Source organism: Mycolicibacterium hodleri, from assembly GCF_025822245.1.
Lineage (GTDB): Bacteria > Actinomycetota > Actinomycetes > Mycobacteriales > Mycobacteriaceae > Mycobacterium > Mycobacterium hodleri.
This window is the reverse complement of the sequence record NZ_JACKTL010000021.1, coordinates 1-22,627: the sequence shown is the minus strand read 5'-3', so window position 1 is coordinate 22,627 and position 22,627 is coordinate 1. Positions and strand designations below refer to the sequence as shown.

Here is a 22,627-nt window from a genome sequence, read left to right as displayed (position 1 = left end):
CGTGTCCACCATCGACATCGACCGCGACGCGGCGCACGACGCCGCGCAGCGCGAGCTGAACAAGCCCATCTATCCGCGCGGCTCCCTCACCGACCAACTCGGGCGCCTGCTGGACGACCTGCTGTTCAAGATCATGTCCGGCGGCGCCTCGGTGCCCGGCGGGTGGCTCACGATCACCGTCCTGCTCGTGCTGGTGGCGGTAGTCGTCGTGGTGGCCATCCGGGTGGCGCGGCGCACCATGCGCACCAATCGCGGCCGCCTCGGCGGGTTGTTCTCCTCGGCCGAGATGAGCTCGGCGGAGCACCGGGCCGCCGCGGAAACGGCTGCTTCCCAGGGCGATTGGACGACGGCGATCCGACAACGCCTGCGGGCCATAGCGCGCCACCTCGAGGAGACCGCGGTCCTGCTGCCCGTGCCGGGGCGCACCGCGACCGAGCTCGCCCGCGACGCCGGTCGGGCCATTCCGGACCAGGCCGACGAATTACGCCGCGCGGCAACGGCATTCAACGACGTCACCTACGGCGAGTTGCCCGGCACCGAACCTCCGTACCGGATGATCGCCGACCTCGACGACCACCTGCTGCGCCACGTCGTCGGCGCCGCGACCGACCGGGGCAGCTCGGGCCCGGCCGACGCCTGGGTCGAGGTGCGATGAGCGACACCACCTCGGCAGTCGGCGCCACCGTCGTGCAGCGGTGGCGGACCCTGCGATGGGTGTTGCTGGCCCTGGTGCTCGTCATCGGCGTCTCGGCCGTCTCCGCCTATTTGACCGCCCCGCGACAGGGCGGCCGGATGAACCCCGACGCCACGTCGCCGGACGGCGCCCATGCCTTGATCGCGCTGCTGAAGGATCGCGGGGTCGACGTGGTGGCCACCAAGGATCTCGCGGGAGTCGAGCGGGCCGCGCGTCCGGACTCCCTGCTGCTGGTCGCGCCCACCCCGTACTTGGTGGACGACGCCGGATTGGAACGGCTCGAGAACCTGCCGGGGGACGTGCTGCTCGTCGAGCCGTCGTCGTGGACCCGGGAGGCGTTGGCGCCGGGGATACAGACGGCCGACCACACCAGCTTCGGCGGCGAACCTCGCTGCGACGTCGGCGAAGCCACCCGTGCGGGCCGCGTACAGCTCAACCTCAGCGACACCTACGAACCGGTCGACGGCGGCCCCCAAGTCGCCCGCTGCTACGACGGCGCGTTGGTCCGCTACACCGAGCGCGGCCGTACGATCACCGTCGTCGGCGCGGCCGACTTCATGACCAACGCGGGGCTGCTGCAGGAGGGCAACGCCGCCTTGGCGATGAACCTGGCGGGCGCCCGGCCGCGGGTCATCTGGTACACCCCCGGCCGCATCGCCGGTGAGTCGGACGGCGCCACGTCGATCATGGACCTCATCCCCGGCCGGGTCGGCTGGATCGTGCTGCAGCTCTGCCTCGCCGTGGGATTCGTGGCGTTGTGGAAGGGTCGCCGGATCGGTCCGCTGGTGGCCGAAGACCTTCCGGTGGTGGTGCGCGCCTCGGAGACCGTCGAGGGCCGCGGCCGGCTGTACCGGTCCCGACGCGCGCGCGATCGCGCCGCGTCGGCGCTTCGGACCTCGGTGCTGCTGCGCACCCTCCCCCGGCTCGGCCTCGGCGCCCAGTCAGACCCCGCGTCCGTCGTCGAGACGGTCGCCCGCCGCATTCGTTACGACCCGGCCACCGTCGAGTACGCACTCTTCGGGCCGGACCCATCCGACGACGCGCAACTGCTCAACCTCTCGCGGCTACTCGACGACATCGAAAGGCAGGTCGCCACCTCGTGACTCATCCAACGACTTCCCCCACGGACGCCGACGGCGCTCGAAACGCATTGCTGGCGTTGCGTTCCGAGATCGCCAAGGCGGTCGTCGGGCAGGACGCCGTGATCAGCGGCCTGGTGATCGCGCTGCTGTGCCGCGGCCACGTCCTGCTGGAGGGCGTCCCCGGAGTCGCCAAGACGCTGTTGGTGCGCACGTTGGCCGCGGCGCTCCAATTGGACTTCAAGCGCGTCCAGTTCACCCCGGACCTGATGCCCGGCGACGTCACGGGATCGCTGGTGTACGACGCGCGCACGGCCGAGTTCGAGTTCCGTGCCGGGCCCGTGTTCACCAATCTCCTTCTGGCCGACGAGATCAATCGCACGCCGCCGAAGACCCAGGCCGCACTTCTGGAAGCCATGGAGGAGCGTCAGGTCACCGTCGACGGTGACGCCCGCGCCCTCCCCGATCCGTTCATCGTCGCGGCGACCCAGAACCCCATCGAGTACGAGGGCACCTACCAGCTGCCGGAGGCACAGCTGGACCGCTTCCTGCTCAAGCTCAACGTGCCGCTGCCGCCGCGCGATCAGGAGATCGCCATTCTCTCCAGGCACGCCAGGGGTTTCGACCCGCGGAACCTCTCCGACATCCGCCCCGTGGCGGGACCCGCCGAACTCGCCGCGGGACGCGAAGCGGTCAGTCGGGTGCTGGTGGCCGACGAGGTGATGGGCTACATCGTCGACGTCGCGGGCGCGACGCGGGCGTCCCCGGCACTGCAACTCGGCGTCTCGCCCCGCGGCGCGACGGCGTTGCTCGCGACGGCGAGGTCGTGGGCGTGGTTGTCGGGACGCAACTACGTCGCCCCCGACGACGTGAAGGCGATGGCACGGCCCACGTTGCGACACCGCATTGCGCTGCGACCCGAGGCGGAACTCGAAGGGGCCACCCCCGACGGCGTCCTCGACGGCATCCTGTCCGCGGTGCCGGTACCGCGCTAGTGGTGCTCACCGGCCGGGCCGGACTGGTCGCCCTGATCTGCGTCCTCCCCGTTGGCGTGTCGCCGTGGCCCGCAGAGACATTCATGGTGCTGCTGGTCCTGCTCGTGGCGGCCATCGTGGTCGACGCGACGCGTGCGGCCAACACCCGTCGGCTGCGATTCACCAGACTTGGCGACGGCGCCGCCCGGTTGGGTGAGCCCGTCGACGCGGCACTGGTCGTCGAGAATCCGGGCCGCCGCGAACTCCGCGGCTGGATTCGTGACGCGTGGGCACCGTCGGCGCGCGCGGAGCCGCGCACGCACGCGGCGAAGATCCCTGGCGGACAACGGATTCGGGTCGACACGACGCTGCGTCCGATCCGCCGTGGGGACCAACGGTCGGACCTGGTGACGGTGCGGTCCGTGGGCCCCATGGGCCTGGCGGGCCGGCAGAGCTCGCACCGGGTGCCGGCCCAGGTGCGCATCCTGCCGCCGTTCCTGTCGCGCAAGCACCTGCCGTCGCGGTTGGCGAAGCTCCGCGAGCTCGACGGCGCCGTCCCCGTCCTGATCCGCGGCCAGGGCACCGAATTCGACTCGCTGCGCGAATACGTCGTCGGCGACGACGTCCGATCCATCGACTGGCGCGCGACGGCGCGGCGGGCCGACGTCGTCGTCCGCACGTGGCGGCCGGAGCGCGACCGCCGGGTGGTCATCGTGCTGGACACCGGCCGGACGTCCGCGGGCCGGGTCGGCGTCGACCCCACCTCCGGGGACCCGAGTGGCTGGCCGCGACTGGACTGGTCGATGGACGCCGCACTGCTGTTGGCCGCCTTGGCATCTCGGGCGGGTGATCACGTCGACTTCGTCGCGCACGATCGGCTGCCTCGAGCCGGGGTCTTCAACGCGACGCGCTCGGAACTGCTGCCTGCGCTCGTCGAGGCGATGGCACCGCTGCAGCCGGCGCTGGTCGAGTCGGACGCCGCGGCGACGGTCGCCACGGTGCAGCGCCGCATCCGGCGGCGCGCGCTGGTGGTGCTGCTGACCGACCTCAACTCCTCGGCGCTCGACGAGGGGCTGATGGCGGTGCTGCCGCAGCTGGCCGCCCGGCACCAGGTGGTGCTCGCCGCGGTCGGCGATCCGAGAGTCGACCGCTTGGCCGCGGGGCGGGCCGACGCCGCCGAGGTGTACGACGCGGCCGCGGCCGAACGGTCCCGCAACGACCGCGGCGCGATGGCGGCGCGGTTGCGTCGCCACGGCGTCGACGTGGTGGACGCGATGCCCGAGGAATTGGCGCCCGCCTTGGCCGACCGCTATCTGGCGATGAAGGCCTCCGGCAAGCTGTAGCGCGCCCGCGATCAGGACGTCGGGAGCAGGTCCGGGGCGTCGTCGACGTCACCGGTCTCGCCGGCGCGCGCGGCCTTGCGGCCGAAGTGGACCACGTACGCCAGGAACCCGATCTCGGCGACGACGCCAATCGCGATGCGCACGAACGTCGGCAGCGGGGACGGCGTCACCAGCGCCTCGATGAGACCGGACGCCAACAGCACGACGACCAGTCCGACGGCGACCGAGACCACGGCACGACCCTGCTCGGCCAGCACCTGGCCCCGCGGCCGGTCACCGGGTGACACCACCGACCACCCGAGGCGCATCCCGACGGCGGCGGCGAGGAACACCGCGGTCAGCTCGAGAAGGCCGTGCGGGGTCAGCAGGCCCAGGAAGACGTCGCCCTTGCCCGCGTCGAACATCAGTCCACCGATGACTCCGACGTTGGCCGCGTTCTGGAACAGCACGTACGGAATCGGCAGACCCAGCACGACCGCGTAGCCGATGCACTGCGCCGCCACCCACGAGTTGTTGATCCACACCCGCAGGGCGAACGAGCCCGCCGGGTTCTCGCTGTAGTAGGAGGCGAAGTCGTGGTTGACCAATTCCGCTACGTCGGAGGGGGTTCCGACGGCGGCCTGCACCTCGGGGTTGCCGGCCACCCAGCTGCCCATGAGGACGGCCACGACGAAGGACGCGACCGCCGCACCGAGCCACCAGCGCCACGCGCGGTATGCCACGACGGGGAAGGACACCGTCCAGAAGCGGGTGAATTCGCTCCACACGGGGGCGTGGGCACCGGTGACCGCCGACCGCGCCGAGGCGACCAGGCCCGAGAGCCTGCCGACCAACACCGAGTCACTCGACGCGCTGCGCACCATCGACAGGTGGGTCGACACGCGCTGGTAGAGGTCCACCAGCTCGTCGACCTCGGCGCCGGTCAGTGTGCGGCGACGCTTGACCAGATCCTCCAGCCTGTCCCACGCGGGTCGGTGGGCCAGGACGAATGCGTCGACGTCCACACGGGCGAGCCTAGTAGCGTGGGGTGCCATGGTGGCCAAGCCCGAGCCGATGGTCACGGGTGACGCCGTCGTCCTGGACGTCCAAATCGCCCAACTGCCGGTGCGCGCCCTGGCCGCGCTGATCGACCTGACGGTGGTCTTCGTCGCCTACCTCATCGGCGTCGCGCTGTGGGCCCTCACCATCTCCGACCTCGACGACGCCCTGTCGGCGGCGGTGCTCATCGTCTTCACGGTGCTGAGCTTCGTCGGCTATCCCGTCGTCTTCGAGGTTGCGACCCGGGGCCGATCACTGGGCAAGATGGCACTCGGCCTGCGCGTCGTCTCCGACGACGGCGGCCCGGAACGCTTCCGCCAGGCGCTGTTTCGGGGGCTGTCGGGTTTCATCGAGATCTGGGCGTTCGCCGGGGCGCCGGCGGTGGTCTGCAGCATGCTGTCGGCCAAGGGCAAGCGGATCGGCGACGTGTTCGCGGGCACCATGGTGATCACCGAGCGCGGACCAAAGATGCCGCCGCCCGTTCCGATGCCGCCGGACCTGGCGTGGTGGGCGTCCTCGCTGCAGTTGTCGGGGCTGCGACCCGAGCAGGCGGAGCTGGCCCGTCAGTTCCTCTCGCGGGCGGGTCAGCTCGAGCCGACCCTGCGCGACCAGATGGCACACCGCATCTACGCCGAGGTCGTCTCGCAGATTTCCCCGCCGCCGCCGGCCTCGGCACCCCCGCCACTGGTGCTGGCGGCCGTGCTGGCCGAGCGGCATCGTCGCGAGCTCGCCCGCCTGCGGCCGGTTGCCTCGCCCACCTCGTGGCCGCCCGCGCCGCAGGCCCCGCCACCCCCGGCGAGCCTCGCCGGGCCGCCCGGAGGGTTCACCACCCCGTCATAGTGGGACATGGTTGTCTCATTATGGGTCAGATGTGCTATTTTGGTGTACATGACTGCGTCGTTGTCGTCCATCGGTGGCCCGCGCTCGAGGACCCGCAAGGCGATTCTCGACGCCGCCATGGACGTGCTCGGCACCAATCCGAACGCGTCCCTCGGTGACGTCGCCGCGGCGGCCGACGTGGGCCGCAGCACGTTGCACCGGTACTTCGCCGAGCGCACCGACCTTCTGCGGGCCCTGGCCCTGCACGTCCACGAGCTGAGCAAGTCGGCCATCGAGCGTGCCGAGCCCAACTGCGGGCCTCCGGTCGAGGCGTTGCGCCGGGTGGTCGAGTGTCAGCTGGACCTGGGCCCGATCGCGTCGTTCGTCTATTGCGACTCGTCGATCGTGCGCGACGACGAGCTGACCGCCGAACTCGACACCGGCGACGAACTGATCGTCGAGGTGCTCGACCGGGTGGCCACCCAGGGCACCGCCGGACCGCCGGGATGGCCCCGGCTGGTCTTCTGGGCGCTCTTGGACGCCGGCCACGACGCCGCGCGCCAGGGCGCTCCCCGCGTCCAGGTGGTCGACGCCATCATGGCCAGTCTCACCCAGGGCACCATCAACCCGAATCAGTCTTGACGCCAAGGGGTTTCACCCCAGCGAAGAAGTTTCAGTAGTTCTCAGGAGAATCGAAATGTCCATCCGAATGGACGCCACCCCGACGTCCATCCCCACCCCGCGGCGCGCCTGGTTCGCACTCGCGGTGCTCATGCTGCCCGTGTTGCTGATCGCCGTCGACAACACCGTGCTCGCGTTCGCGTTGCCCAGCATCGCGCAGGACTTCCGGCCACCGGCCACCACCCAGCTGTGGATCGTGGACGTCTACTCCCTGGTGCTCGCGGCCCTGCTGGTGACGATGGGCAGCCTTGGTGACCGCATCGGCCGCCGCAGGCTGCTGATGATCGGCGCGGGCGGCTTCGCGGTCGTGTCGGTCGCCGCGGCCTTCGCCCCCAGCGCCGAATACCTCGTCGCGGCGCGCGCACTGCTTGGCGTATTCGGCGCCATGCTGATGCCGTCGACCCTGTCGTTGATCCGCAACATCTTCATGGACGCCTCCGCTCGCCGGCTGGCCATCGCGCTGTGGGCGTCGTGCTTCACGGCCGGCTCGGCGCTTGGCCCCATCGTCGGCGGGGCGCTGCTGCAGCACTTCCACTGGGGCGCGGTGTTCCTCGTCGCCGTCCCCATCCTGCTGCCGCTTCTCGTACTGGCGCCCCGACTGGTGCCGGAGTCCCGGGATCCGAATCCGGGCCCACTGGATCTGGTCAGCGTGCTGCTGACGCTGACGACCATGCTGCCGGTCGTCTGGGCCGTCAAGTCCGCGGCACACGACGGCCTGTCCGGTCTCGTCGTCGCCGCCGTCGTGATCGGCGTCGGCTCCGGGATGCTGTTCGTCCGCCGCCAGCGCCGCACCGCCACCCCGATGCTCGACGTCGAACTGTTCGCCAACAGCGCGTTCACGTCGTCGATCCTGGCCAACTTCCTGTCGATCGTGGGTCTCATCGGGTTCATCTTCTTCATCTCTCAGCACCTTCAGCTGGTGCTCGGGTTGAGCCCGCTGGCCGCCGGACTGGTCACCCTGCCCGGCGCCGTGCTCTCGATGATCGCCGGCATCGCGGTAGTTCCCGTCGCGAAACGCATTGCGCCGCATGCCCTGATGATTGCCGGCCTGGTGCTGGTCGCCGCCGGGTTCCTGGCCATCCTGATGTTCCGGCACGACCTCACGGTGGTGGCGGTCGTCGTCTCGTTCGTGATCCTGGAGATCGGCGTCGGGGTGTCCCAGACCATCTCCAACGACACCATCGTGGCGTCGGTCGAGCCTGCCAAGTCCGGTGCCGCGTCGGCGGTGTCGGAGACGGCCTACGAGCTGGGTGCGGTCGTCGGCACGGCGACCCTCGGCACCATCTTCACGGCGTACTACCGCGCCAACGTCGAACTGCCCGGCGGTCTCACCGAGCTGCAGACTGCCGACGCCCGGGAGAGCATCGGCGGCGCCGCCTCGGTGGCGCAGACGTTGCCGCCCGCGCTGAGTGGTCGGCTGATGGACTCGGCCCGGGTCGCATTCGACGCGGGCATCGCGCCGACGGCGACCATCGCCGCGGTGCTCACGCTGATTGCGGCGGGCGTCGTGGCGCTGGCCTTCCGCGGAGTCAGCGGCCGCGCAGCCCGACCAGCATCAGCACCGACCCGAGCAGCGGGGCCACCGTCCGCACGTGATTCCACGCCGTCCACGGCCCCACGTACGCGCGCCATTCCCGCGACGCGTCCGCTGCGGGACCCGAAAGATCCACCGCGGCAAGGTGATCGTTGAGCGGAACGTTGAACGCCATCGTGACGACGAAGGCCACCAGCCCGAGGATCGCTCCGGCCAGCACGTAACCCGTGCCCGGCTGGGACAACCGACACACCGCGGCGACGCCGACGCCCAGCGCGAGAACCGCCGAGCCGACGAACACCGCCAGAAACGGGACGTTGGCCTGCGCCTCGGCGTTGATCCCGCGCATGGCGGCGAGCGCCTCGGCGGGCTGGGCGCGGTCGAGCCCCGTCATCACGAAGGTGGAGAAGGCGAAGAAGATGCCACCGACGACCGCGGTCGTGACGGCGGCAGCGGCGGTGGCGATCAGGTAGGGGCTCGGCGACATGCGCCCAGTCAAGTACGTAACGCCGAGACGCTCCATCGTCAGGAGTCCCTCGCACATACGCGAGCGTCTACATTCGAGGGCGTGGATGCGCTCGGCGGACTTCTCGACGGGGTGCGCGCCCGGGGCGCGTTCGTGCTGCGGCTGTCCCTGGATCCGCCGTGGTCGATGCGCATCCAGGACGACGCGCCGCTCACGCTGATTGCCATGACGCAGGGCAGCGCCGTCATCGTGACCGACTCCGGGCGCTCGTGGGATCTCGTAGCCGGTGACGTCGCCCTCGCGCGCGGGGTGGAGCACTACGCGTTCGCCGACCGGGCGCTCACCGAGCCTCAGGTGGTGGTGCACCCGGGGAATCGGTGCACGACGCTGCGCGGGGAGGATTTGCGCTTCGAGATGTCGGTCGGCGTGCGCACCTGGGGCAACGCGACGTCTGGCGCCGACCGCGCCGTCGTCTGCGCCTACGAGGGTCGAAGCGAGGTGAGTTCGCGGGTACTGCATGCACTTCCGACGGTGCTGGTGCTTCGTGGTGACGAGTGGCAGAGCCCCCTGGTGTCGCTGCTCGCCGACGAGGCAGGACGCGACGGTCCCGGGCAGGCCGCGTATCTCGACCGCCTGCTGGACCTGGTGCTGATGGACGTGCTGCGGACGTGGTTCGACCGCGACGAGCAGGCGCCCACCTGGTGGCACGCCGCGCACGATCCCGTCGTCGGTCCCGCGCTGCGGCTGATGTACGAGAATCCGGAGCATCCGTGGACGGTCGCCAATCTGGCTGGAGCCGTGGGTTGTTCGCGCGCCCTGTTCGCCCGCAGGTTCGTCGAGCAGGTCGGCGAACCACCGATCGCCTTCCTCACCGGCTGGCGGCTGGCGCTGGCCGCCGATCTGCTGCGGGCCAGCGGTGCGACCATCGCCTCGGTCGCCCACCAGGTCGGCTATGGCACCCCGTTCGCCTTGAGCAGCGCGTTCAAGCGTGCCTACGGCGTCAGCCCGAACGCGCACCGGGCTGCGGCGTCGCCCGGTTGGCGCGGGCCGCGACGACACCGGCCACCGACGCCGCCGCGATGGTGACGATCGCCCCCAGCACCAGCGCGGCGGGTTCCCCTGGAAGCAGCAAGTGCTGCTCCGTACCCACCGTCGCCGCCGCGACCGGCACGCCGAGTTGCGCCGCCGCCAACACTGCCAGCGTGACCGGTTGTTTGAGGAGGCGGCCGACGGCGTGGGCCAGGATCGCCCCGATCCCGAGCGCCACCCCGAGCCCGATGAACTGTGGATGCTGCCCCAGGTCGCGCACCTGCAGCGAGGCGCCCAGCCAGACGAAGAACAGCGGCCCGAAGAATCCCTCGGTGATGCCGAACAGCTGCCTCGCCAGCCGCCGCGGCTCACCGATCGACGCGACCACCAGACCAAGGGCGAAGCCCGCCAACATGATCGAGACGTGCGTACCGATGGCCAGTGCTGCCAACCCGAACAGGATCGCCAGGTTCAGACGGAGCTCGAGAGCGAACTTCTGCTTCTCCGAGTATTTGTGCAGCCGCTTGCGGAACCCCTTCGCGTCGGCCCACCGCAGCACGAAGAACAGAACCACCGCGCAGATCCCGATGGCCACTGCGCCGAGCGCGGCTCGGGGCGCGCGCGCCGGGTCGATCACCAAGGGCAGCAACACGATACAGGCGGCATCGGCCACCGCGATCTGTGCGGTGACCGACAGGACGGCCGGGCCCGTCAGCTTCAGGTCGTCGATGACGGGCAGTGCCAGCGCGGCCGACGAGGACGCCATCAGCACGCCGTACAGCGCGGCGTGCCCGGTGTCGAAGACCGCGGCGAGCCCGACCCCCAGACAGGCCGCGACCGCGCCGACCACGACGGCGCGCAGCAGCGCGGCCGGTGCCGCCGAGCGTTGCGCGCGGTCGCGGATCGGCACGTGCGTCCCGACCACGAACATCACCAAGGCGAAGCCGACGTTGGCCAGCAGTTCGAACGTGGGGTCGGTGTGATCCAGTAGCCCGAATCCGGTCTTGCCCAACACGATTCCGGCCAGAAGCTCGCCGACCACGACGGGAAGACGCAACCGGGGAACCGACGCCAGCAGCGGACCCACCATGGCCGCGACGACGATCAGCGCCAGCGTGCCGAACCCGATGGGTGTCACGTCAGCCCGGGGTCTGCCAGGACACCAGACGGCATGGGATGGGGGTGTTCTCGTCGGTCAGGTAGCTGGCGCAGACCCGGTGGTAGCCGTCGGCGATCTGCAGCGCCACGCCGTCGAGCACCTTGCCGCGTACCAGGAGCACCGGCGAGAGCTTCTTGCCCGCGTCGATCTTCGCGAGGTCGGTCTTGACGCGGGGATTCGTCGCGGGCAGCAGCTCCAGTCGGGCGGCTCGCAGGACGTCCTTGGCCTTGCGCTGCGACGTCTGCGCCGACTTGAGGGCGTCGACCGTGGCGGTGATGGCCTCGGGCTCGCTGATCAGGCTCAGATAGTCCGCGGCCGCCTCGTAGTCGTGGTCCTCCGGATCGTCGAGCCACTTGACCGCCATCCGGACACCCTAAACCGGATGCCTGTGGGAACGATGCGAGGGATTTCCCCCATTCGCCGAGCGACGATCGGCATTAGGGTCTTCAATGAGAACGTCTGGGGAGACGTAAGTGTTCGGGGGGACGTATGTACACATCTGGGGACGTGTTGTCGGCCGACGCGCACGTCGAGGCCGTGCTCGTCGAGATGACGCTCGTCGAGCTGAGCCGCCTGCAGGACGCTCTGCTCGACGAGCTTCGGACCGGCATGCCGTCCACCGAGCAGATCGCGAAGGCGCTGGAACGTCACAGCATCGAGGTCGCCGCCTGGTTCCGGTTTCGCCGGGCCTCGGGTGAGGCCGTGAAGATCGTCATGCTGCTCGGGGCGCTGGCCGTGGCGATCGCCTGGCTGACGCACCGGCACATGCCCGCTCCGACCCACCGGCTGCAGGACGCCATGGCGCGGGTCCACGAGGACCACGTCTACATGCTGCCGATCCCCCGCAGCGATCCGTGCTTTTGCGGCAGCGGCAGCCGGTTCCGGTCGTGCCATGGGCGGCCGCCGTTGGCCGCGCCTGCCGTCTGACCGCTAGGCGCCAATCCAGTTGCCGTGGAAGCCAAATGGCACCCGCTGCGGCAACTTGATGGTGGCGACCGGGGCTCCGGCGAAGTCGGACGCGTCCAGGATCACCAGATCACTGCCGTCGCGCGCGGCGTCGTAGACGTAGCCCAGGTAGTAGCCGCTCGATTCGTCGGCCGGCCCGCTGCCCGGGACGAAGACCGCCTCGCCGGGCGCACCGGGTGAGGCCGCCGTGCCGAACGGATGCTCCACGGCGCTACCCGTGGTGAGGTCGTGACGGACGAGTTTGTCCTTGCCGACGGAGACGGCGTAACGCGCCTGAAGGCCCGCGAGCCGGTCGTCGATGCGGGGGAACTCCACCGCCCGGTCGTCGAGCTGTCGCTCGCCGACCGTGCCCGTGGTCAGGTCGATCGTCCAGGTCCACATCGTCGCGTCCTGGTCGAAGCCGGCGTGGCCACGCCACAGCTCGGGGTACCGAACCGCTTGCAGCACAATCGTATTGCCGACGTCGTAGGAGTTCGCGACGTGGAACACGTAGCACGGGTCGATCTCGAACCAGCGGATCGGACCGAACGGGTCGTCGCGTCGCATGACGCCGAGGCGCGCCCCGTACCCGTCGTCCCAGCGGAAGGGCATGTCGCCTGCGCCGGCCGCCTCGACGTTGAACACGATGGGCAGGTCCATGAAGATCACGTGCTCGGCGGTGAGCGCGAAGTCGTGCATCATCGTCAGCGCCGTGACGTCGACCGGCCGGTTGACGGTCAACGTCCCGTCGGCGTCGACGCGGTGGTAGGTGACGTAGGGCTCGAACAGGTTGCCGTATCCGAAGAAGTGCATCTCCCCGGTGGTGGGGCAGATCTTGGGGTGGGCGGTCATCGAGTCGACCAGCTGGCCACCGAAGTCGTAGGCGCCGACCGTCTCGAGGTCGTTGGTGACCTCGTACGGCAGCGACGACTCCACCAGCGCCAGCGTCTTGCCCGCGTGGTTGACGACGTGGGTGTTGGAGACCGCCGACCGCAGATTGCGCGTGCCGTCGGCGTTGTAGAGCGGGAAGTCGTTCTCGAAGCTGTCCGTGCGGACCCAGCGGTTGCGGTACCAGGCGGCGCGCCCGTTCTCGACGCGGATGCCGTGGATCATGCCGTCGCCGCTGAACCAGTGGCCGGTCGGCGTGCGTGGGTTGGGACCGTTGCGGAGGTACCAACCGTCCAGTTCGGGCGGAATGGACCCCTCGACCGTCAGGTCGAATTCGGTGAGTTCGTCGGCCACCGGTGCGTAGTTGCCGCGCTGAAAGAAGGTGCCGGTGCCGAGCAACTCGGCCTGCTGGGTGTCGGTCATGTCGGATGCTCCCTGGGCTGAGGGTGGGACTCGTCCACCATGACACTCCATGATTGACATGTCAATGGTGGAATGTGGATTCGTCGCCACCGCGCCCGAAACGGGGCAGGATGAGGCGATGTCGGCCCGCCGCCACTCCGCCTGGGCCTTGCCGCTCGCGGTGAACCGGGCCGGGTTCTCCCAGCAGGGCATCGTCGACGAGCTTCGCCGCGTCATCCTCGACGGCGCGGTGCCGCCGGGCACCCCCATCCCGGTCAGCGAGGTCGCCGACTTGTTCGGCGTCAGCCCCATCCCCGTCAGGGAGAGCCTGAAGACGTTGACCGGCGAAGGCCTGGTCGCGCATCAGACCAACGTCGGCTACGCCGTCGCGCAGTTGACCGCCAGCGAACTGGCCGAGATGTACATCGTCCGCGAGACGTTGGAGTCCGCCGCGCTGGCCGCCGCCGTCGTCCGCGCGACCGACGACGAACGCGCGCACGTCACGCGAACCAATCAACTGCTCGAAGACGCCGTGACGGAAGACGATCCGCAGACCTACCACCGGCAGAGCCGAATCTTCCACATGGGCCTCACCCGGCCGTCGGGCATGCTCCGGCTCATTCACATGCTCGAATCAGCTTGGAACATCACCGAACCCGTGCAGGTGATGGTCCACGTCGAGCACTCCCAGCGCGCACGCCTGCACGAAGACCACGGCGAGATGCTCGACGCCTTCCTCGCCCGTGACGTCGACCGGTTGTTGACCACCAGCGCCGCGCACCACCGCAGGCTCAACGAGGTGGTGGCCACGTTGCCCGTCGACACGGGGCTCGTCGCCGACGAGCACTGAAATCGGTCGACGGCCTGCGAAGACGGTTGCGACGAGAATATATTTTCGCCGCAACGGCACCGCAACAACTCGCCGCTAGCTTTTCCCCACATCGCATCGCAACACGTGCACACGATCAGGAGCTAGCAATGACGAACGTCAAGGAACCACCGCCAAGCGCGGTGATTGCCGTCGGCGACATGGTCGAGGCCGCAGGCCATCCGGTCGGCAGCGGAGTGATCAAGGACGACTACGACCCGCAACTGACCAACGAGGACCTCGCGCCGCTCGGCAAGCAGACCTGGTCGTCGTACAACATCTTCGCGTTCTGGATGTCCGACGTGCACAGCGTCGGCGGGTACGTCACCGCGGGCAGCCTGTTCGCGCTCGGCCTGGCCAGCTGGCAGGTCCTGATCGCATTGTTGGTGGGCATCGTCATCGTCTACTTCCTCTGCAACCTGGTGGCCAAGCCGAGCCAGCAGGCCGGCGTGCCGTATCCCGTGGTGTGCCGCAGCTCCTTCGGCGTGCTCGGCGCCAACATCCCGGCCATCATCCGCGGGCTGATTGCGGTGGCCTGGTACGGAATTCAGACATACCTGGCCTCGGCGGCACTCGACGTGGTGCTGCTCAAGCTGTTCCCCGGCCTCGCGCCCTACGCCGACGTCGACCAGTACGGCTTCACCGGCCTGTCGCTGCTCGGCTGGGGCAGCTTCACCCTGCTGTGGATCCTGCAGGCCGCCGTGTTCTGGCGCGGCATGGAGTCCATCCGCAAGTTCATCGACTTCTGCGGGCCGGCTGTCTACGTGGTGATGTTCATCCTCTGCGGCTACCTGCTGTGGAAGTCGGGATGGCACGTCAGCCTGAACCTCGGCGGTGAGAAGAAGGGCAACACGCTGGTCGTGATGCTCGGCGCCATCGCACTGGTGGTGTCGTACTTCTCCGGCCCGATGCTCAACTTCGGCGACTTCGCCCGTTACGGCAAGAGCTACGCGGCGGTGAAGAAGGGCAACTTCCTCGGCCTGCCGGTCAACTTCCTGGTGTTCTCGTTGCTCGTCGTCGTGACGGCGGCCGCGACGGTGCCGGTGTTCGGCGAACTGCTCACCGACCCCGTTGCCACGGTGGCCCGGATCGACAGCGTGACCGCAATCGTGTTGGGCGCCTTGACGTTCACCATCGCCACCATCGGCATCAACATCGTGGCCAACTTCATCTCGCCCGCCTTCGACTTCTCGAACGTCAGCCCGCAGAAGATCAGCTGGCGGATGGGCGGCATGATCGCCGCCGTCGGTTCGGTGCTGCTGACGCCGTGGAACCTCTACAACAACCCCGAGGTCATCCACTACACCCTGGAGACCCTCGGCGCCTTCATCGGCCCGCTGTTCGGCGTGCTGATCGCCGACTTCTATCTGATCCGCAAGCAGAAGATCGTCGTCGACGACCTGTTCACCATGTCCACGACCTCCAACTACTGGTACTCCAAGGGCTACAACCTGTCGGCCGTGACGGCCACCGTCGTCGGCGCGATCTTGGCCATGGCGCCGGTGTTGTTGGGCGGCATCGTCTTCGGCATGGCGGGCGCCGCCCAGTACAGCTGGTTCATCGGCTGCGGCGTGGCCCTGGCCCTGTACTACCTGCTGGCCACCCGGGGTCCGTGGCGGTCGACGGCGCTGCGGCTGCCGGAGGGCGCCACGCTCGTCGACGCGGAGGGTTCGTAGGGCGCTGCCCGACCTCCCCGCGACACACCGTACGGCCCGACATTCCACAACTGGAACGTCGGGCCGTACGCTCGTCTCGTGAGCCTCCGCTTCGCCGCCCTCGGCCTCCTCGCCCAGCACCCCGGCAGTGGCTATGACCTGCTGCGCCGCTTCGAGCAGTCGATGGCCAACGTGTGGCCCGCCACCCAGAGTCAGCTGTACGGCGAGTTGAACAAGCTCGCCGCGGACGGCCTGATCGAGGTCTCCGACGTCGGCCCGCGCGGACGCAAGGAGTACCGCGTCACCGACGCCGGACGGACCGAACTGGTCCGGTGGGTGACCAATCCCCGCGACGACCCGCCCCACCGCAGCGCGTCGCTGCTGCGCGTGTTCCTCCTCGGCGAGATCCCCCGCGCGCAGGCCCGTGAGTACATGGTGAGCGTGGCCGGCCACGCCGATTCCGAGCTGGCCCGGCTCAGCGCGCTGCGCGACGAGCTGGCGCCGTGGGGTGACAGCGACGCCGAGTTCTTCGGCGGGGCGGCGCTGGAGTACGGGCTCCGGGCGGCGGCCATGGAGGGCGACTGGGCGCGCGCCCAGGTCACGGCCATCGACGAGCGGACGAAGAACTAACTCCCCTCAAATGGTTGCATCGCGATAGTTTCCGATATATCGTCAACGTATCGGAAGCGCATTCGGCGTTTCCCGGCCAAGGAGACACACACATGAACACCCCATTCACACCCCCCAACGGCGCCTTCGGTTTCGGGTTCGCACCCGTCGACCGGCGCGCCATGCACGAACGCCGGCATGCCGCTCGGCGCGGCTTCCGCGAGGCCATCCTCGAGCACGACGCCGGCACCGACGGCGGCTTCGGTGGCTTCGGCCCCGGCTTCGGTCGAGGCTTCGGACGCGGTTTCGGCGGCCCCGGGTTCGGCCCCGGGTTCGGCCCGGGCTTCGGCGGTCCCGGGTTCGGCGGCCCACGTGGCGGCGGCCGCGGTCGCGGTCGCGGCAAGCGCGGCGACGTCCGCGCCGCCATCCTGTCGCTGCTCGTCGAACGGCCCATGCACGGCTACGAGATGATCCAGGAGATCGCCGAACGCAGCCAGGACCTGTGGAAGCCCAGCCCCGGCTCGGTGTACCCCACCCTTCAGCTGCTCGTCGACGAGGACCTGATCAAGAGCGCACCCGGCGAGGGCAGCAAGAAGCTCTTCGAGCTCACCGACGCCGGCCGCGAAGCCGCCGAGAAGATCGAGACCCCACCGTGGGAGGAGATCACCGACGGTGCCGATCCCGGCCATGCGAACCTGCGTGGCGCCGTCGGCCAGCTGATGGGTGCGGTCGCGCAGTCCGCGCACGCCGCCTCCCCCGAGCAGCAGCAGCGCATCGTCGACGTCGTCAACAATGCCCGCCGCGAGATCTACGGCATCCTCGGCGAGACGGAGTAACGACGATCGAGTCGAATTGGGGCGCATTCGGATTGAATGCGCCCCTTTCGCTGTTGGATGGGGGCATGACGACTTTCCCCCTCGGCTCGTTCACGGTCCACCGCGTCGGCTTCGGCGCCATGCAGCTGCCCGGACCCGGCGTCTTCGGCCCGCCGCGCGACCACGACCAGGCCATCGCGGTGCTACGCCGCGCCGTCGAACTCGGGGTCGACCACATCGACACCGCCCAGTTCTACGGCCCGGACGTCGCCAACCAACTGATTCGCGAGGCGTTGCATCCGTACTCCGATCGGCTGGCATTGGTCAGCAAGGTCGGTGCCCGTCGCGACGGGGAGGGCAACTGGGTCCCGGCGGCCGAACCCGAGGACCTTCGCAGCGACATCGAGCTGAACCTGCGCGAGCTGGGCGTCGACCAGCTGGCCGCGGTCAACCTGCGCATCCACTCCGGTGACCCGAGCTCGCCCGGCGTCGTCGACCACGAGCTGTTCGACCGCCAGCTGACGGCAATGATCGCCGCCCGTGACGAGGGCCTGATCGGCGGTATCGGCCTGTCCAGCGTCAACGAGGACGACCTGCGACACGCGCTCGACCGGACCGAGATCGTCACCGTCCAGAACGCCTACAACCTGGTGGACCGCACGTCGCAACCGGTGTTGGACCTGTGCACCGAGCGCGGCATCTCCTTCGTCCCGTTCTTCCCGCTTGGCTCGGCGTTCAACGACGACAACCCGGTCCTCGGCAACCCGGCGGTGAAGAAGGCGGCCGCCGACCTGGGCCGCACGCCGGCCCAGATCGCGCTCGCCTGGACCCTGGCGGTCGCCCCCAACGTGCTGCTGATTCCCGGCACCTCGTCGGTCGCCCACTTGGAGGAGAACCTCGCCGTCGCCGACATCGAACTCCCCGACGACTTCAACCCCTAACCCGAACCCGACGACGTCGCACCGACTCACCGCTACAGTGGCGTCGTCGGGTCATCACCACGACCGGAAGGTGCCGCTGATCAACGCCTCTGCGATTGCGCGCGGCCGTGGGGTCGCAGCGCTGGCTGCCGCGTGCGCCGTCGGCCCGCTACTTCTGTGCGGGATTGCCCGCGCCGATCCGCCCGCGCCGGCGCCCGACCCGCAGGCGGCATGCGAGGCGCCCGACTTCGGCGGCGTGTTCGTCAACGGGCCCACGTCGCCGGACGGGACGACGCACACTCAGTGCCAGTACATCGTCGAGGGTCACTTCTACTACGACAACTACGACAACGGGACCTACGCCGGCACGCTCGTCTACCGCGACGGCGCGAGGGTCCCCACTGAGCGCCCGGTGATGCCGGAGATGTTGCAGGTCCCGGGCGGGCACCTGCCCGTCGTCCCGTTTCCCGGGCAGTTCTGACTCGCCGCCGTCCATCATGGGGTGCACGAGCCAGTCGAACGTCGACGTCTCCGACATGCCGCGTGGCGGCCCTACCGCGTCCTGCCTGGATCGCTTCCTGGAGACCGACCGGCTCGAGTACCTCGACCGCGACTCCGATGATCCAGGCGTCCACTCACGCAAGCGCAGCGTGATCCGGGCGCTCGAGCTCACCGGCGACTGGTTCGGCAACCACGAGAAGTTCGCCCACGTCGCCCTCGACGAGGTCGCCGAGGTGCCCGACCCTCGTATCCTCGAACTCGGCGCGGGACACGGCGGCCTGTCGGCCAAGCTGTTGGAGATGCACCCCACCGCACACGTCACGGTCACCGACGTCGAACCGGACTCGGTGGCGGCGATCGCGGCGGGGCCGCTGGGGTCCGTCGAGCGAGCCACCGTCCGCGTCGTCGACGCCACCGAAATAGACGCCGCAGACGGCACTTTCGACCTCGCCGTCTTCGCGCTGTCGTTTCACCACCTGCCGCCGGCCCTGGCCGCTCGCGTGATCGCCGAGGGGACCCGCGTCGCCGACAAGCTGGTGATCGTCGACCTGCCCCGGCCGCCGGCGCCGCTGCATCTGGTCAGGTTGGCGACCATGCTCCCCTTGGCTCCGTTCATCCCGTTCGTCCACGACGGCGTCATCAGTTCACTGCGCAGCTACAGCCCCTCGGCACTGCGCACCCTCGCCGCCCACGCCGGCGTCGCCATGGAACTCCGCGGCGGACTTCTCAGTCCGCAGGTCGCGGTAGCGTCGCGTCGCCGCGGCTAGGACGATGCCGAAGAACGCCGAAGTCAAGATCTGCATCACGTGCGGACGGCCCTTCGAGAACCGGAAGAAGTGGCGACAGCGCGGCCAGTGGGAGCAGATCGTCTACTGCTCCGAGCGCTGTCGGAGAACGGCGAAGTGAAGCGACCCGCCGAGTTTCGCCACTAGGCTCGGGCCGTGGGAGAAGAGGTCACGCAGACCGAGTACAGCCGGGAACACCGGCTGCAATACCGGCGGAAGGTCCAGCTCAGCCTCGACGTCTTCGAGACCATGCTCGCCCAGTCGAGCTTCGAGTGCGAACGCCCACTGACCGGCATGGAGATCGAGTGCAATCTCGTCGACGCCGCATACCAACCCGCCATGACCAACCGCGACGTGCTCGCCGCCATCGCCGATCCGGCCTTCCAAACCGAGTTGGGCGCCTACAACATCGAATTCAACGTGCCGCCGCGTCCGCTCGGGGGCAGCTCGAGCCGCGAACTCGAGGACGAGGTGCGTGCCAGCCTCAACGCCGCGGAGTCCAAGGCCAACGCCGACGGGTCGCACATCGTGATGATCGGCATCCTGCCGACGCTGATGCCCGAGCATCTGGCGGCGAACTGGATGAGCGAGTCGACGCGGTATCAAGCGCTCAACGACTCCATCTTCACCGCCCGCGGCGAGGACATCATGATCGACATCGGCGGGGCGGAGCGGCTGACGCTGCAGGCGGCGTCGATCGCCCCCGAATCCGCGTGCACCAGCATGCAATTGCACCTTCAGGTGTCACCGGCGGAGTTCGCGCAGAACTGGAACGCCGCACAGGTGCTGGCCGCACCGCAGCTGGCCCTGGGCGCCAACTCGCCCTACTTCTTCGGCCACGAGCTGTGGGCCGAGACCCGCATCGAGTTGTTCGCCCAGGCCACCGACACCCGGCCGGAGGAACTCAAGACCCAGGGCGTGCGGCCGCGAGTGTGGTTCGGCGAGCGGTGGATCACGTCGATCTTCGACCTGTTCGAGGAGAACGTCAGGTACTTCCCGTCGCTGCTGCCGGAGGTGTCGGACGAGGATCCCGTCGCCGAGCTGGCGGCCGGCCGCACCCCGACGCTTCCCGAACTACGCCTGCACAACGGCACCATCTACCGGTGGAACCGCCCCGTGTACGACGTCGTCGACGGTCGCCCCCACCTGCGGGTCGAGAACAGGGTGCTGCCGGCCGGACCGACGGTGGTGGACATGCTCGCCAACGCGGCGTTCTACTACGGTGCGCTGCGCGCCCTCTCCGACGACGACCGACCGATCTGGTCGCAACTGAGTTTCGCTGCGGCAGAACGGAACTTCACCTCCGCCGCGCGCAGCGGCATGTCGGCACGGCTGTACTGGCCGGGGTACGGCGAGGTGACGCCCGACGAACTGGTGCTCCGCGAACTGCTCCCCCTCGCCCACGAAGGACTGCAGCGGTGGGGCGTCGCCGCCGACGTACGCGACCGCTACCTCGGCGTCATCGAGGGCCGCGCCAAGTCCGGTCGCAACGGTGCCCTCTGGCAGGTCGAGACGGTGCGCGCGCTGCACGACCGCGGACTGGCTCGGCCGCAGGCCTTGGCCGAGATGCTGCGCCTGTACTGCGAGCGGATGCACAGCAACGAGCCCGTGCACACCTGGGACCGACCGTCGTGACCGACGGCTGCCGGGTCACGCCATCGGTCACCAAGGGCTGAGTGCCACACCGGCTCTCGGCGAGTACGTTGGAATTCGTGACCGATGCATCTGACTCCAACGTCATCGACTGGGACGGCGCCTACCGAGGCGAGGGCCACTTCGAGGGCGCACCGCCGTGGAACATCGGCGAGCCGCAGCCGGAGCTGGCCGCCCTCATCGCCGCGGGCAAGGTGCGGGGCCAGGTGCTCGACGCAGGCAGCGGGCACGCCGAACTCTCGCTGGCGCTGGCCGCTCAGGGCTACACCGTGGTGGGCATCGAGCTGACGCCGACGGCGGTTGCCGCCGCCACGCGGGCTGCCACGGAACGCAACCTGCCGACTGCGACCTTCGTGCAGGACGACATCACCACGTTCACCGGCTTCGACGGCCGCTTCGACACGATCATGGACTCGACGCTGTTCCATTCGCTGCCCGTGGAGGGTCGCGACGGCTATCAGCAGTCGGTGTACCGGGCGGCCGCCCCCGGCGCGGTCTACTACATCCTGGTGTTCGCCAAGGGCGCCTTCCCCGCCGAGGTGGCGGAGAAGCCGAACGAGGTCGACGAGCCCGAACTGCGCGCCGCGGTGGGCAAGTACTGGGAGGTCGACGAGATCCGGCCGGCCTTCATCCACGCCAACATGCCGTCGGGACCGGACGCTCCGTTCCAGCTGCCGCACGAGCGGGATGACAAGGGGCGCACGAAGATGCCCGCCTTCCTGCTGACGGCCCACAAGGCGGGGTGACGACCCGGAAACCTAGGAGCTGACGGCGACCAGCGCTGCCGCGAGAGTCCCCAGCTCCTCGTCGGTGACGTCGACGTGGGGGGACACCCGCAGCGCGGGGCCCGCCATCTCGCCGGGCGACCGGCCGACCCCGGCGAAGGTGGTGACGATGCCGTGCTCGGCGATCAGCCGCGCGCGCACGTCCAACGGGTCGACGCCGTCGGGCGGGGTCAGCGTCGTGATGGCGCTCGGCTCGTCGACCGACTCCACCACCCGCCAGCCCGGCACGTCGGCCAGCGCCGTTCGCGTCTGCGCACCGACGACGGCCAGCCGGGCCCGGACGCGCTCCGGTCCCGCCGCGACGTGCTCGCCGAGGGCCACCGAGAAGCCAAGCTGCGCAGCGACGTTCGCCTCGGCGTCCGCGAGGCCGGCGAGGGTGTCGTCGGTCAGCAGTCCGGACCGCGTGGCCAGCACCCCGACGCCACGCGGACCCGCGGCCCACTTGCGGGAGGTCGAGTACACCGCGTCGGCACCAAGGTCGGCGCAGTCGAGGTGGGCGAACGCCTGGGCGGCGTCGACGATCAGCGGGATGCCCTGCTCGCGGCAGATCGCGGCCAGCGCGGCGACGGGCTGGACGGTGCCGCGGTGGCTGCCCAGCATCGTGAGATGCGCCAGCGCAGTGGGACGTTCGGCCAGGGTGCGAGCGGCGGCGTCGGGATCGAGCCGACCCGCGCCGTCGACCGGTAGCGGCACGGTCTCGAAGCCGAGCCGCGCCATCACCGCGAGGTTGGGCCCGTATTCGCCGGGCAGGCAGGCCACCGTCTTGCCGCCCCGCCAGTCACCCAGCACCACCCGGAGCGCATGGGTGGCGCCGGTGGTGAAGACGACGTCGGCGGCGGCGAAGCCGGTGAGCGCCCCGACCGCGGCTCGGCCGGCGTGCAGCGCGGGCGCGGCGGCATCGGCGGCGACGTATCCGCCGACCTCGGCCTCGTGTCGGGCGTGCGCGGTCGCGGCGTCGACGGCGGCGGAGGACTGTCTCGAGCAG

24 protein-coding genes and 1 pseudogene are annotated in these 22,627 nt (G+C 69.7%); 19 read left to right on the top strand and 6 right to left on the bottom strand.

What is annotated here, in order from left to right; translation table 11 throughout:
* Position 1: 1 nt before the first annotated feature.
* Genes H7J06_RS07660 through H7J06_RS07645 form a run of 4 tightly spaced genes read left to right on the top strand, consistent with a single transcriptional unit; the run spans position 2 to position 4,090 of the window.
* Positions 2-655 carry a DUF4129 domain-containing protein gene (locus H7J06_RS07660; RefSeq protein WP_264038122.1) on the top strand — a complete coding sequence of 218 codons (654 nt, stop codon included), beginning with the start codon at positions 2-4 and terminating at the stop codon, positions 653-655.
* Entirely contained in the window at positions 652-1,797 is a 1,146-nt protein-coding gene (locus H7J06_RS07655; RefSeq protein WP_264038121.1) for a DUF4350 domain-containing protein, read from the top strand. Before H7J06_RS07660 ends, H7J06_RS07655 begins: the two co-directional genes overlap by 4 nt.
* Positions 1,794-2,768, top strand: coding sequence for an AAA family ATPase (locus H7J06_RS07650; RefSeq protein ID WP_308205723.1), 975 nt, complete (start codon positions 1,794-1,796; stop codon positions 2,766-2,768). The genes H7J06_RS07655 and H7J06_RS07650 overlap by 4 nt, the downstream gene beginning before the upstream one ends.
* Positions 2,768-4,090: a DUF58 domain-containing protein gene (locus tag H7J06_RS07645; protein ID WP_264038120.1), complete on the top strand. Its 1,323-nt coding sequence runs from the start codon at positions 2,768-2,770 to the stop codon at positions 4,088-4,090. The genes H7J06_RS07650 and H7J06_RS07645 overlap by 1 nt, the downstream gene beginning before the upstream one ends.
* 11 nt (positions 4,091-4,101) lie before the next feature.
* On the opposite strand, the gene H7J06_RS07640 is transcribed toward H7J06_RS07645, so the two are convergent.
* Complete coding sequence (locus H7J06_RS07640; protein WP_264038118.1) at positions 4,102-5,094, bottom strand: stage II sporulation protein M; 993 nt, start codon at positions 5,092-5,094, stop codon at positions 4,102-4,104.
* Between the two features lie 28 nt (positions 5,095-5,122).
* Here H7J06_RS07640 and H7J06_RS07635 point away from each other — a divergent pair, with 28 nt between their 5' ends.
* Genes H7J06_RS07635 through lfrA form a run of 3 tightly spaced genes read left to right on the top strand, consistent with a single transcriptional unit; the run spans position 5,123 to position 8,318 of the window.
* Complete coding sequence (locus H7J06_RS07635) at positions 5,123-5,968, top strand: RDD family protein (protein WP_264038117.1); 846 nt, start codon at positions 5,123-5,125, stop codon at positions 5,966-5,968.
* Between the two features lie 48 nt (positions 5,969-6,016).
* A complete protein-coding gene (locus H7J06_RS07630) occupies positions 6,017-6,589 on the top strand; it encodes a TetR/AcrR family transcriptional regulator (RefSeq protein ID WP_264038116.1) in 573 nt (190 codons plus the stop codon).
* Positions 6,590-6,644: 55 nt separating this feature from the next.
* A complete protein-coding gene (gene lfrA / locus H7J06_RS07625; protein WP_264038115.1) occupies positions 6,645-8,318 on the top strand; it encodes an efflux MFS transporter LfrA in 1,674 nt (557 codons plus the stop codon).
* Here lfrA and H7J06_RS07620 read toward each other — a convergent pair.
* Positions 8,245-8,511: pseudogene (locus H7J06_RS07620) on the bottom strand (anthrone oxygenase family protein); the annotation flags it as partial. The gene lfrA and the pseudogene H7J06_RS07620 overlap by 74 nt on opposite strands.
* A 219-nt stretch (positions 8,512-8,730) precedes the next feature.
* Between H7J06_RS07620 and H7J06_RS07615 the strand changes: the two are divergent.
* Positions 8,731-9,714, top strand: coding sequence for an AraC family transcriptional regulator (locus H7J06_RS07615; RefSeq protein ID WP_264038114.1), 984 nt, complete (start codon positions 8,731-8,733; stop codon positions 9,712-9,714).
* On the opposite strand, the gene H7J06_RS07610 is transcribed toward H7J06_RS07615, so the two are convergent.
* Positions 9,629-10,747, bottom strand: coding sequence for a cation:proton antiporter (locus tag H7J06_RS07610; protein ID WP_264038159.1), 1,119 nt, complete (start codon positions 10,745-10,747; stop codon positions 9,629-9,631). The two genes, H7J06_RS07615 and H7J06_RS07610, sit on opposite strands and share 86 nt — an antisense overlap.
* A gap of 49 nt (positions 10,748-10,796) precedes the next feature.
* Positions 10,797-11,180 carry a hypothetical protein gene (locus H7J06_RS07605; RefSeq protein WP_264038113.1) on the bottom strand — a complete coding sequence of 128 codons (384 nt, stop codon included), beginning with the start codon at positions 11,178-11,180 and terminating at the stop codon, positions 10,797-10,799.
* A 125-nt stretch (positions 11,181-11,305) separates the two neighbouring features.
* Here H7J06_RS07605 and H7J06_RS07600 point away from each other — a divergent pair, with 125 nt between their 5' ends.
* Positions 11,306-11,743 (top strand): SEC-C domain-containing protein, encoded by a 438-nt coding sequence (locus H7J06_RS07600; protein WP_264038112.1) that lies wholly within the window; start codon positions 11,306-11,308, stop codon positions 11,741-11,743.
* A gap of 3 nt (positions 11,744-11,746) precedes the next feature.
* On the opposite strand, the gene H7J06_RS07595 is transcribed toward H7J06_RS07600, so the two are convergent.
* Entirely contained in the window at positions 11,747-13,072 is a 1,326-nt protein-coding gene (locus H7J06_RS07595) for a carotenoid oxygenase family protein (protein ID WP_264038110.1), read from the bottom strand.
* A gap of 118 nt (positions 13,073-13,190) precedes the next feature.
* On the opposite strand from H7J06_RS07595, the gene H7J06_RS07590 reads away from it, so the two are divergent.
* From H7J06_RS07590 to H7J06_RS07545, 10 genes are all read left to right on the top strand, one after another.
* Positions 13,191-13,901 (top strand): GntR family transcriptional regulator, encoded by a 711-nt coding sequence (locus H7J06_RS07590; protein ID WP_264038158.1) that lies wholly within the window; start codon positions 13,191-13,193, stop codon positions 13,899-13,901.
* Positions 13,902-14,029: 128 nt separating this feature from the next.
* Positions 14,030-15,595, top strand: coding sequence for an NCS1 family nucleobase:cation symporter-1 (locus tag H7J06_RS07585; protein ID WP_264038109.1), 1,566 nt, complete (start codon positions 14,030-14,032; stop codon positions 15,593-15,595).
* Between the two features lie 78 nt (positions 15,596-15,673).
* Positions 15,674-16,204 carry a PadR family transcriptional regulator gene (locus H7J06_RS07580; RefSeq protein ID WP_264038108.1) on the top strand — a complete coding sequence of 177 codons (531 nt, stop codon included), beginning with the start codon at positions 15,674-15,676 and terminating at the stop codon, positions 16,202-16,204.
* 92 nt (positions 16,205-16,296) lie between these two features.
* On the top strand, positions 16,297-17,019 hold the full coding sequence (locus H7J06_RS07575) for a PadR family transcriptional regulator (protein ID WP_264038107.1): 723 nt from the start codon (positions 16,297-16,299) through the stop codon (positions 17,017-17,019).
* 65 nt (positions 17,020-17,084) lie between these two features.
* Positions 17,085-17,939: an oxidoreductase gene (locus tag H7J06_RS07570; protein WP_264038106.1), complete on the top strand. Its 855-nt coding sequence runs from the start codon at positions 17,085-17,087 to the stop codon at positions 17,937-17,939.
* 70 nt (positions 17,940-18,009) lie between these two features.
* Positions 18,010-18,399: a hypothetical protein gene (locus H7J06_RS07565; protein WP_264038105.1), complete on the top strand. Its 390-nt coding sequence runs from the start codon at positions 18,010-18,012 to the stop codon at positions 18,397-18,399.
* 16 nt (positions 18,400-18,415) lie between these two features.
* On the top strand, positions 18,416-19,186 hold the full coding sequence (locus tag H7J06_RS07560) for a class I SAM-dependent methyltransferase (RefSeq protein WP_264038104.1): 771 nt from the start codon (positions 18,416-18,418) through the stop codon (positions 19,184-19,186).
* Between the two features lie 4 nt (positions 19,187-19,190).
* Positions 19,191-19,325 (top strand): DUF2256 domain-containing protein, encoded by a 135-nt coding sequence (locus H7J06_RS07555; protein WP_264038103.1) that lies wholly within the window; start codon positions 19,191-19,193, stop codon positions 19,323-19,325.
* Positions 19,326-19,360: 35 nt separating this feature from the next.
* Positions 19,361-20,839, top strand: a complete 1,479-nt coding sequence (locus H7J06_RS07550; RefSeq protein ID WP_264038101.1) for a glutamate-cysteine ligase family protein — start codon at positions 19,361-19,363, stop codon at positions 20,837-20,839.
* Between the two features lie 104 nt (positions 20,840-20,943).
* Positions 20,944-21,603: a class I SAM-dependent methyltransferase gene (locus tag H7J06_RS07545; protein WP_264038157.1), complete on the top strand. Its 660-nt coding sequence runs from the start codon at positions 20,944-20,946 to the stop codon at positions 21,601-21,603.
* 12 nt (positions 21,604-21,615) lie between these two features.
* Here H7J06_RS07545 and egtE read toward each other — a convergent pair.
* On the bottom strand, positions 21,616-22,627 hold a 1,012-nt coding region (gene egtE / locus H7J06_RS07540; protein WP_264038100.1), incomplete at its 5' end, for an ergothioneine biosynthesis PLP-dependent enzyme EgtE.